Source organism: Geitlerinema sp. CS-897, assembly GCF_028368005.1.
Lineage (GTDB): Bacteria > Cyanobacteriota > Cyanobacteriia > Cyanobacteriales > Geitlerinemataceae > Baaleninema > Baaleninema simplex.
Genome location: NZ_JAQNCQ010000039.1, coordinates 1 through 11,261, shown reverse-complemented (window position 1 = coordinate 11,261; position 11,261 = coordinate 1). Strand labels below are relative to the sequence as shown.

At 44.2% G+C, this 11,261-nt stretch carries 8 protein-coding genes and 1 pseudogene; 4 read left to right on the top strand and 5 right to left on the bottom strand.

Annotation, left to right across the window (positions count from 1 at the left end; genetic code table 11):
• Positions 1–241: 241 nt before the first annotated feature.
• Positions 242–913 carry a DUF2834 domain-containing protein gene (locus POG22_RS02075; RefSeq protein WP_498903347.1) on the top strand — a complete coding sequence of 224 codons (672 nt, stop codon included), beginning with the start codon at positions 242–244 and terminating at the stop codon, positions 911–913.
• On the opposite strand, the gene POG22_RS02070 is transcribed toward POG22_RS02075, so the two are convergent.
• Positions 910–1,335: a hypothetical protein gene (locus tag POG22_RS02070; RefSeq protein ID WP_498903345.1), complete on the bottom strand. Its 426-nt coding sequence runs from the start codon at positions 1,333–1,335 to the stop codon at positions 910–912. The two genes, POG22_RS02075 and POG22_RS02070, sit on opposite strands and share 4 nt — an antisense overlap.
• Before the next feature lie 216 nt (positions 1,336–1,551).
• Positions 1,552–2,769: an ABC transporter permease gene (locus tag POG22_RS02065; RefSeq protein WP_017659456.1), complete on the bottom strand. Its 1,218-nt coding sequence runs from the start codon at positions 2,767–2,769 to the stop codon at positions 1,552–1,554.
• Between the two features lie 480 nt (positions 2,770–3,249).
• On the opposite strand from POG22_RS02065, the gene POG22_RS02060 reads away from it, so the two are divergent.
• From POG22_RS02060 to POG22_RS02050, 3 genes are all read left to right on the top strand, one after another.
• Positions 3,250–3,741 carry a hypothetical protein gene (locus POG22_RS02060; RefSeq protein ID WP_498903343.1) on the top strand — a complete coding sequence of 164 codons (492 nt, stop codon included), beginning with the start codon at positions 3,250–3,252 and terminating at the stop codon, positions 3,739–3,741.
• Positions 3,742–3,937: 196 nt separating this feature from the next.
• A complete protein-coding gene (locus tag POG22_RS02055; RefSeq protein ID WP_498903341.1) occupies positions 3,938–6,445 on the top strand; it encodes a hypothetical protein in 2,508 nt (835 codons plus the stop codon).
• 1 nt (position 6,446) lies between these two features.
• On the top strand, positions 6,447–10,121 hold the full coding sequence (locus POG22_RS02050) for a helicase-related protein (RefSeq protein WP_498903339.1): 3,675 nt from the start codon (positions 6,447–6,449) through the stop codon (positions 10,119–10,121).
• A gap of 43 nt (positions 10,122–10,164) precedes the next feature.
• Here the strand turns inward: POG22_RS02050 and POG22_RS02045 are convergent, their stop codons facing one another.
• The 3 genes and pseudogenes from POG22_RS02045 to POG22_RS02035 form a co-directional block, all read right to left on the bottom strand.
• Positions 10,165–10,479, bottom strand: a complete 315-nt coding sequence (locus tag POG22_RS02045; protein WP_498903337.1) for a hypothetical protein — start codon at positions 10,477–10,479, stop codon at positions 10,165–10,167.
• A gap of 48 nt (positions 10,480–10,527) precedes the next feature.
• On the bottom strand, positions 10,528–11,130 hold the full coding sequence (locus POG22_RS02040) for a hypothetical protein (RefSeq protein ID WP_498903335.1): 603 nt from the start codon (positions 11,128–11,130) through the stop codon (positions 10,528–10,530).
• 1 nt (position 11,131) lies between these two features.
• A pseudogene (locus POG22_RS02035) lies at positions 11,132–11,261 on the bottom strand (IS30 family transposase); the annotation flags it as partial.

Sequence of the window (11,261 nt, the reverse complement as noted above, 5' to 3'; positions counted from 1 at the left end):
TTAAGCAAATCGGAATGCGAGTCAAAATATCGGGAGCGCAATGGAAAGTAGAGAATGTTTCTAAGATTCTTTCTTTACGCTGTGCTTACTTAAATGGCACTCTGTTTTAGCAATATTTTTGCAAAACTGAGATGCACCCGTGTCCTCGGTGTCTCTGTGGTGCAAAAAACGGCGATCGCTTGAAAAAGTATCGTTCCACCTTCTACCCTAAACAAACCTATCTCCAACACGAACGCCGACTATGACCCGAAAACTACTCTTCGGCGGACTGTGGCTGATTAGCCTCGTCTACGCCTTTGGTTTCGCCCCACCCGATCGCAGCGAAACCCTCGATCTGATTATCGACCTTTCCTCGGGCAACTGGAGCGACATCAACCCCCTTATCGTCGCTTTGTTTAACCTGATGGGCATTTTACCCTTAGCTTACAGTTGTCTTCTCTTCGCCGACGGACGCGGTCAAACAATTGGGGCTTGGCCGTTTGTCACTGCCTCTTTCGGCGTGGGGGCGTTTGCGATTCTCCCCTATCTGGCGTTGCGGGAACCCAACCCCACCTTTACAGGGGAGAAAAACGCATTTTTGAAATTCTGGGATTCGCGCATTTTGGGGGGAATTTTAACCCTGGGGGCGATCGCCTGTCTGGTTTACGGTCTCAGCCAAGGGAATTGGAACGATTTCGTCGCCCAATGGTACGACAGCCGCTTTATCCATGTGATGAGTCTCGATTTTTGTATGCTGTGTCTGCTGGTTCCCACCCTTCTCGAAGACGATATGGAACGGCGGGAACTCCGCAATCGAGGCGTATTTTGGGCGGCGTCGCTGATTCCGCTTTTGGGCTTGTTGGTGTATCTGTCGCTGCGTCCGCCACTTCCGGAGGCTGAGGTGGGTTCGGTGGAAGCTGTGTCGTCTTCCTAGCGATCGAAATAGAGGGTGAAGTCTCCCGAGTTACCCCAGTCTCCTACCCAAATGTAATATTCGCCGGGAACCCAGCGCCCGGACAATTCGGGCATCCGTTCGGAAACGTCGTCGGAACACAGTCGTTCTGACGGCGTTTCGACTAACAGCGTCACGTCGGCTTCTGACTCGACAAACAGTCGTAAATTTGAGAATTCTTCGTTTAAGGTGACGGTGAAGTTGGGTAAACCGCTGATATAACCGCAATCTTGGCTATATTGTTCGCCTCCCGAGGTTCCGGTGACGGGGTAAGGATCGGGATCGAATTCTGAAGACAGTTGAATTTGTGCGATCGCCGAATTGTTGAAGGTTCCACTGAGTAGAAAAGTGGCGATCGCCAGTTTTAGCAAGGGAGAGGGGGAGAGGGGGAGAAGGAGAAACATTTACAGTGAACAGTGAAGATAGTTAACAGGTAACAGTAGGGTGCGTGACTTGAAAAATAGGGTGTAAATCCTTAGACCGATAAATCGTCACGCACCGCCAATGTATACCGCCCACAGACAAAGCTATGTGACGCAGCCGAAAAATCTGAACGAAGTCAAATTAATGCAGTATTCCCGCATCACGCACCTTTTACATCAGCGTCGTTAAACGATCGATCACACCGTTCTCAACGCCACGATCGGATCGAGTTTCGCCGCTCGTCGGGCGGGAAGCACTCCGAAAACCAGTCCTATACCACCGGAAACGCCTGTCGCAAGGACGATCGCCGTCAGCGACAACCCGGCTTGAAAGGTAGTGAACTGACTAATTAATAAGATGCCCGAAACCCCGATTCCGGTTCCCACAAATCCACCCATCACCGATAATAAAACCGCTTCAATGGTAAACTGCATCAAAATATCCGTTTGAGACGCTCCTACTGCTTTTCGCAAGCCAATTTCTTGGGTTCGTTCTGTCACCGACACTAACATGATGTTCATAATCCCGATTCCCCCCACCAGCAGGGAAATACTCGCCACCGCCGCTAATAGTGTCGTCAACGCCCCGGTAATCGCACTGGTGGTTTCTTGTAAATCTTTTTGACTGCGAACGGTAAAATCGTCTTCGTCGGTAATTTTGTGACGCAACCGCAGTAAATTTTCTATTTGAAACTTCGCCGCGTTCATCTGGCTTTCGTCTTCGATACTGACGTTAATAAACGTTACTGTCAATCCGTAAGGTGAAGTTTGTCCGACAATGCGATTCGCCATCGTTGTTACGGGAACGAACACCGTTTCGTCGAGGTTGGTTCCGAAGGTCGAACCTTTGGGTTGCATGACACCCACGACGGTAAACGTGGCGTTTTTGATGCGAATGGGTTCGCCGATGGGGTTGGTTTCGCCGAACAATCGTTCCGCCATTTCCGAACCGATGGCGACGATTTGTTGGTTGCGTTTCACGTCGAGATCGTTGATAAATCGCCCTTGTGCGACATCGAAATCTCTCACGCTAAGCAGTTCGGGGGTGGTTCCGTAAATCAACGCCGAGACGTTTCGGTTGCGGTAAGATACCAATTCGCTGCTGTTGAGTTGCGGGGCGACTTTGGACACCGAGGGAATCTGTTCGGCGATGGCTTTGGCGTCTTCCCAGACGAGGGTTTGGGGGGAGTAGACGGGGCGACTTTGGGCTTCGGGGCTTCCGGGGAGGATAAACAGCAGGTTGGTTCCGAGGGAAGACACCTGTTCGGTGACGAATCGCTGGGCCCCTTGTCCGACGCCGATGGTGGCGATGACGGAGGCGTTACCGATGATGATACCTAACATGGTCAAACTACTTCGCAGCTTGTTCGCGACGAGGGTTTGACCTGCCATTTTGAGAGATTCTACAATGTTCATATTGCGATCGCGGTTCGGGCGGTTTTAGAAATTGGCTCGTTCCACCGGGACAAGGTTCGGACATTTCGTTTCGAGGACAAGTTTCTCTCATGGAAAAACTCAGATCTGTGTTTAGCATTGGGCTGTTTGTATTTTTGGTCGCCCTGGTCGGTTATTTAAGTGTCAACCTCGTTTTCGCCCTGGTGGAAAAGTTTGCTTGACGTGACGAGAGAAAGGGTGTGGCCCGGCTAGTCCGGGTTTGTCCCTCCCTCGATCTTAGCGAGTTTTAGCCTAGGTTTGCAGGGGCAAACGTCAGTTTGAATCTTATTTTGTTAGCAGTAGAGGAAACTTTTGAAGGGTCGATCGACCCCGAGACGGATAGTCCTCTCTAGTTATAATATTAAAATAACTAAATGTAAACGTTTTTGAAAACTGCTAGATTCGGCATTAAGTTTCTGGTATTATAAAAATAGTAAACTTTAGGAATAATTTCAGCAAACTATGAATTTGTTAGAGCAAAGTCAAGGCGATCTACCTGGCGTTAATTACGAAAATTTATTAAAAATAATATTAGAAAATATTCAACAGAAAAATCCTTTTGATGTCAAACATAAGCTTCAGGATAGAGCCGATCGACTTATCGTTAAATTAGACAATACTGCCTTAAATATTTCTCAATTGCAAATTTTCGATCCGATTTTTAGTAACCAAAGAGCGCGATCGATAACCTTAAACTTGGTCGAAGAGTGCCAAGCTAAATTTCCTGAGTTAATTACCGCCGTTCGCAATGCAATATCCCAGCATTTAACCTCAACGCTTCAAGAAGAGAGTTTTAGCTTAGATCGCTTTATCGAGCCATTAAACCGAGAAAATTCGAGCAATCTCGGACTTCGATTTAATTTTCCCCAAGCGTCATCTGTTTCGGGTGCATCTCAGTTTTGCAAAAACATCAGTTTTGGGTGGCAAAATTCCCGATCAGCATTTCCCGTATAAGATCCCCGGCATCTCCAAGATGCCGGGGATCTGGAAATTGAGTGCGCCCAATTCGATGAATTTACATAATTGAGATGCACCCTCTGTTTCCACATCGGGTTTGGAAGCCCAAAAGCAGAAATCCGGAAGCGATTCGCTGCTGAAATTCCATAAGGTTACAGTTTACGTTCGGGATATCAATCAGTTTCAGAAAAACATGAAACGAGGACTCGAAAACTATCTCGAGGAACGGTTAGCGGGGGAAAACGAAGCCGACTTGGAGGACGCTCGTGAAGCTTTAGAGACTTTAATCGAGCGAGAAAACTCCAATTTCTACCGTTTGCAGCGGGTAGTGGATACGGAATCTCTGGGAAAACTCAAGAAAGAAGCCAAAATCTGCTATTTGGAGTACCTTCAAAAGCAGCTCGAAGCAGAAGACAATCCTAATGTCGTTTATTTGAAGAATTTGACGCAGCGACTGAGAGCGATCGAATCCTACATTAACGATTCCAATAAAACTGATGGCGATTATGAGGTTAGCTATCAAGAAGAAACTCTCAATTACAAAGATTGGTTTTCTCGAGCCGAATCTCTCGACGCACTCCCCATTATTCCCATTCTTTCGGATAGTTTGGGAGAAACCACCAGTGAAGACGGAATCGAGCGAACTTTCACCTTTGGCGTCAAGTTAAAATTTGGAAATACCGTTCAGGCTCGTGGCGGACAAGAAGTTTTCGATTACAACTTGCATATTCTAAACCCAGAAAATTGGGAAGAACAACTTCAGGAAACTAAACCCGAAACCCTGTCTCGAAAAATTTTGAGACGGTTGTTTCTCTATTACTTCGTGTTTGCAACGGACAGCCATTCCAGCGATTTAAATTCTGAAACGGAGATCGATTACGATGTGGGTCAAAGTTTCGACAATCGCATCTTACCTGCTTTTCAGGGAAACGACGAAGACCTCAAACAACAAACGTTACGCGAATTAGTTCTCGAATTTACCCAAGATAATAACGTCAAAGCTACAATCAGCAAACTAAAACAGATTCTTCAAGATTTTGTTAAGCGAAAAGGGAAGTTATCTCCTGAATATTTTCATCGTGAAATTGGTGTCAGTCGCGGAATTTTAGAAGAAGACGAAGAGGATTTGATTCAAGGTCGAATTTTTAAAGATGTCGTGGGAGAAAATCCGAAAAAATGTCTTCGCTACATTACCATTCGAGAAAATTTTCCTTCCCGAAAAACCTTTTGTCAGCTTTCTGCGACCTTCAAATTTGAAGACATTCGCTATTATCAAACTTCCAAACAAGAGATGTTTGATATTGAGTATACGGGAATCGAGAGTATTTGTCAGGTTCCCATTTTGGTCACGCCAGATGGAAAGCTGAGTAGAAAAGCCAGTAGCGGTAGTTTTCGATACAAAAATATTATTGTATTTTCCTATAACAACCGTCACTTAGATCGAGGTGAATGTAACGCCGTTCGGGGATTTATCTATCGCTTCACGATGTCTCTGTTGTTTTACGTGACGTTGCGAGTCATTTTAGAGAAACTCGAAGAAATTCAGAAACCTCTTTTCGTTCCAATGTTGAGATTCCACGAAGGAGATTCTGAAAATCCGTCTTTGTCAGAAGAGTTCATGGCGGATTTATCGAAAGTCACGGCTCACTTGTTAAACGATGGACACCGATCGAACTCTCAAGGTGTCCGCATTAAACAGATGAGTTCGTTCAAAATACAGAATGCGTTCGCGTCTCTGTATTCGGTGTTACCGCAAACCTTTACTTTCAAAAATACGCCAGCAATTCCGGAGCCTTCCTTAGATAAGTTAGGCTTGATTGTGGTATCGAGTTTAGAGAGTGATGGGGTGCGACGGAATCGCGATCGCACCGAGGGAATCTCAACGCTATTTGGGGAATCTATCGGAATTACTGAAACTCAGGGAAAAATTCGCATTCAACTGCGAAAAACCTTTTCCCAAAACTATCGCGATCGCGACTTATTCCAACACCCCTCCATTCTCAGCGATATCGTTCATCAGTTTCACAAACATGGCTATCGTCACATTTTATATATCGCACAAGCTCCCTATACGAGCAATCTCAATGTTACGCAAGTTCAGGACGAACGCCAATTTTACTTCATGTCACCAACCTTGATTCGATCGATGATGGAAAATTTGGAAGACATCCACATTTATCCAATGTTTTTTAACAAGTATTACGTCCGTAAATTACATAGCCTCAAATCCTCATCTTATCAGCTTCAAGACACGACTAATTTGCTGAATTTGGTCGAAGATCCCAGTCAGCAGGTGGTGGTATTTTTTAACTTGTTCAACGGAATCACTGTCGGAAAGTCAGAGGAACGGTTTTATAACGGCGTGATGTCCTATTCAACTCTGTTAAATATCTATCCTGGGGTTCTCGACGACGACGATTTGAGACAGGGACTCATTCGCGACGGTTCTTTGAAACAAGATATTCTGCGATATTTAACTCTCTTTCACTTTTTTCGATTAGAACGAACTCAACGAAATCCTCAACTCAAGCTAGACCCCTACGAACGGATTATTGGTGAAGATTCCTTGCATAAAAATGCAATTTTCAAACATATGGACGGACGAACCCTATTTAATAACTTGGCGTTTTTAACGGAAGTGACCTCAATTTTGGAACGAAACCCCTCTTCTCAGAAAAAACAGCAAGCGGAGGACACCTAAGATGACCGATAGAGTTGGCGAAAATCTCGGACGGCTGTTTGAGGTGGCGTTTAACATCGGAATTTTGACGGCGATCGAACAGCAGGAAATCCGTCATCATTTTGGCGACCTGTATCGACGAGATATCCAGCATTTGGAATTCCCCAAAATGCTGGAAAATATTTGTAGCCAGTCTGAAATTGTCGATCCGGCGCATATCGAGAAAATTAAAATCTGGGGACTATTTTTAATTCAAAAAGGTTGGCTGTCTGGCTTAAACTTTTTTCGGGAATATCTTGAATCTCTTGAAAAGTATCCGAAGCGTCAGCCAGAAATTCTCTATTATCAATGTTGTTTTTCCAGAGACAACAGCATGGGGGTGTATCCTAAAGACCGACTCGAAGAAATTAAAGACTGGTTGTCTCAACTCGGAGAAGAATTTACCGCCAATCTAGAAGAGATTCAACGAAAGTATGAGTATAAAAAAGGCGAATTTCTGCAAGCGGATACGCTGCTGTTGCTGCGACACCGACGCAAACTGAAAATCTTGGTCGTGGATTTGTCGGTGTTTTCCGTCAGACAAGCGACAGATTTGCTGAATCTCGACGATAAAAGCCTAGACAATCACCGTCGTCTGCTGCGGCGAGAAATCAATTACCTGAAATCGAAAAGCGTTTTCGCGAAGCTGCGACTCGATACCGGAAGCGACGACGGCCTCGATTTTGAATTTTCCGAGAATCTGAAGCGATATTTGACTGCATTTAAACGGGAAGATAAGGAAACCGCCAAGTTTATTCAAGCGGGAGGATACGGATACAGCTTCTATCAGTTTTTGATAAACTACGAGACGATCGACGGGACAAATATCGCCACTGAAGACATTCATATCAACGTTGTGGGATATACCGATCGCTCTCTCAGTATTATGTCCCTCCGTGTCCAAAACACCAAACATCTCGAGTTTCTCAAAACCTGTCGCGATATTTATTCCCAGGAAACCCGAGATGTGGAGATCTCAACCGCGAGACAAGACTTGTTCGACATGATTCGCCGCAACGTCGCTAGAAGTTTTCAGGATGGTAAAAGCTTTATCGCCAATTTAACGAACGTTCGTCGAGATACAGTGAATGTCATTACACCTCATCGTGAAGTTCTCGACAATTTTCAGTCTACCCAAGACTTGAGAACACCTCATGCTGAAGCGGTGAAGCGGTATCTCAACTCAGATAAAACCTTTCTCTTTCTTACGGGAAATCCGGGGATTGGAAAAACTACCGCCATTGTCGAATTTTTGAAATCGAAAGTCGATGAAGGATTCCTCTTTTTCTACGTGAGTCCTCGCAAACAAGTTAATTTAGACATTATCGAGAAATTCCGAGACTCGCAAACTGGGGAACTCTGCGACAAACGCTTGTTTTGTACCACCACCAACTCCAACTTTCTCGACGAACACCATTTTAAAAAAGCCGTTCAGTATATTTCAGGACAGCATTCCGATCGCTTTTCCAGCCACGGAATTCAATTTATCCCCTTCGACGAACCGCCACCGTCGCGATCGCATTCCCATCGTTCGCTTCAACGCATCAGCGATCGCAATTTCAGAGACAATCCCAGCAACAAACCCGGCGTGTTGTCCACCCTCTGCGAAGCCATATACAACGCCATCAACGATCCCATTTCCAACACTGTCGTCGCGACAGCTTGTATTCAATCTCTGAGAATTAAGAAATCCGGTCGAAATACCCTAGACCATTTTGAAAAAATTTTTAAGGGATGCTATAACAGCCGAGAAGGGGAAGTCAATCTAAAAAAGATGCGACAACTTTCTAGTCGTATCAAACACCTATTTATCGCGATCGATGAAATTACAGGAGATAATAGCGGTGTCGAATTTCTCCAGGGAATTCAGAAAATCATTAAACGATACGAACTGGCGAATCTTGAATCGGGATTTAACCTGAAAGTCATCGTCGCCGATGCGTCGATCGTCGATGGAAACGTCATCCAACAACATCTGGAAGATTCGTCCCCAGAACCTGATAAAATTTTTGTGCGTCAAGTCAAAAAAAAGCAGGAAAAGCTGGGAGTATTTTGTCAACCGTTTAGGTTTAGTCGACTGGAGGCGATCGCCATTAACGCCAACTCCTACCCCGCCAAACGGTTGGTGATTACTTACAAACCTTTTATCCAGTCAGTTCGCTATAACCAAGACTGGTTATCCGAACAACGGGAAAAACTTCCAAAAGCTGTCCAGGAACAGATTTTAGAGGATTTAAAAGAACTTCTGAACCATCCCGATAGCGGTCAAATTTTAGTTTATATCCAAAATAAGCGGCGATTGAAAGAATTGATTGAAGCGATTCAAAATCGGGGGATTCAAGAGAAATTTGTCAAACCGGAAGACTATTTAGAAGTTCACGCGAATCTGTCGGACGCGGAAAGACAGCAAATTCGGGAGTATCAGAATAACGTCAAGGTCGTTTTTATGACCTCTTCCGCTAGTCGTGGCTTATCTTTTCCCAAATCGCGACATATTTTAGTGGAAGTTCCCCAATTCCAAATTGAAACCAATTTGATGGAAATTATTCAGGTGATTTATCGCGGTCGCGGACAGTTTTGGGAAGCGGGAGAACGAAAAAGCCTAGACGATGCGGAGAAAGCCTTAACCTTTTATTTGTGCGATCGCGCAATTTATTACGACGACAATGGAGATCGCGAAAGCATTCAACTTTCGATTCAAGAAAGTCTCTTGAGCTTATTGAATCTGCTGGTGATTCTCAAAACTGCAATTCTGACGCGGATGCAAGGATACGGACAAATCGGACGTCATAATTTTATGATGATTCCCATTGGTGGAAAATCAGTTTCCGCTTCGGGTCAAAGTTTGACAGGTCAGTTAGCGACGTTAATTCGCGATTTGAAGAAAGAAGCAAATCGCAATCGCCAAAATACCACCGTCGAAGCCTTAGCAGAAAGTTTTAAAAGTATCCTCAGTCGCGGGGAATTTTTCTTGAGATCGGAAGGCTTTCGCGAAACTGCGTCTGAAACCCCTTGTTTAACCCTCCGAGAAAGCTTTGAACGCGACTTTGAACAATACTGCGATCGTCTCGACGCCTTGTTAGACATTCCCCCGGTTCAACAGAGTCACGTTTGCGGAAGTTTGTTACTGGTTCCTATTAGCGAAGCGACCTTATCTGAAACTTACGAAATGCGGTTATCAGAAATCGAACAATACGCAACGCAGGAAATATTAAACAAAGCGATCGCCATTCAAAAAAGTCCCGACTATCCCCCCAGTCTCAAAGCTTCCATTAAACGTGGAATTGACTTAATTGAAGAACTCCGTCACCCCCACGAGTACACGCAGCGACTCCAACAACAGAGTCAGTGGAACGATCGCTATTATGCAATTCCGCTATTTGCGTTTCTCGTCGGAGATGTTATCCGCGATTATTTTAAATCCGGCGAACCTGAACCGGAGAAAGAAAAGTTTAAGGATATTTTAACGAATTATGTTCGTCAACTGTATCCCTCGGAACAGGTTTTACCCATCGGCGATCGCTACCGCGATTTTCCGTTTGTCATTTTCCGCAGTTATAGCCTCAAACGTATGCGATCGAAACTTTTTAGCGATCGCTATCTTCTCACCTCCACCGAACTCAACATCCTAAATTTAATTTTAGGAGTTGACAAATAAGATATTTTATGTTATGTACACCATTTAATAGCTAATGTTTGACTCATAAAGATTGAGTTACATAGGGTAAATTTCCGGATTTTAACAGAATTACTAAATGTTCGATTCGTTCGTATTCATCGAGTTCTTGCTTTTCAGTAGCCGTCATCTCGCCCGATCGTTCGCATTCGAGTAATATTTTCAAGCGTTCTTGCATCTCCAGCGTCGGACGAAAGGCTGCAATTTCTTCAGGGGTTGGTTGACTTGCTAAAAAGTCGAGAATATAGCGATAGACGCGAGCTGGAATCGGAGGTTTTTGTAAACTGAGGGCAATCAATTCGGGTAAGCGATCGCCAACTTCTGTAATTTTTTTTTGCAAGCTCTTCAGAAATTTTCAAGGTAATTTCAGCCATGTTTTAAATGCCTCCTAGTCTTTAGTTAAAAATATTTTTTGAGGTGTCACTTCTACTTGTGGGTTGCAGCTTTGCATATACTGTAGCCATTCCCAACACGCCCAGTTGCGAACGATCGAATAATTATTTTCGATATATTTTGCCCAGTCAGGATGTACGATAATCGCTGTGAATTTTCTGGAGTCGGGGATATCGAAACAGTAAAGCGGTTTGAGTCGATCGAACTCTTCAATGGCAATCCTGGGAATTTCTCGATCGACGCCGTGGTCGATATCAATTCCTTCTAGCTTTTCTTTTAAAAACGGTGAAATTAATCGAAAGGGAACGTAACGCTTTAAATATTTTTCAATGTCCGATAAGTCTTGAGTGGCGATTATCGATCGTAAATTCTCTTTAAACGCACCTTGGCGGTTACTCTGTGTTTCTATATCTTCATTCGATAAACTTAGGCTTTCAAGTTGATTTGCGATCTTATCTTGTTTTCCAAAATATAAGTTATATTTTTTGTAAGGCAGCCATGAATTGACCAATATTTCGACTACGATATCTCGAAAAAGAATTTGAATATCTACATTGAATTTTTTGAATTTTAGAATATCCAGCCATGAAATCGCCAATTCAAGTTTGAAATGCAACGGTCTCCGATCCCTGACTATAAAATACCTCAGAAGGGGTTCGATAGTCAAGAGATTTTCGAGGACGATCGTTGAGTAAATCTACTGCTTTTTTTACCGCATCCGGTGACAAG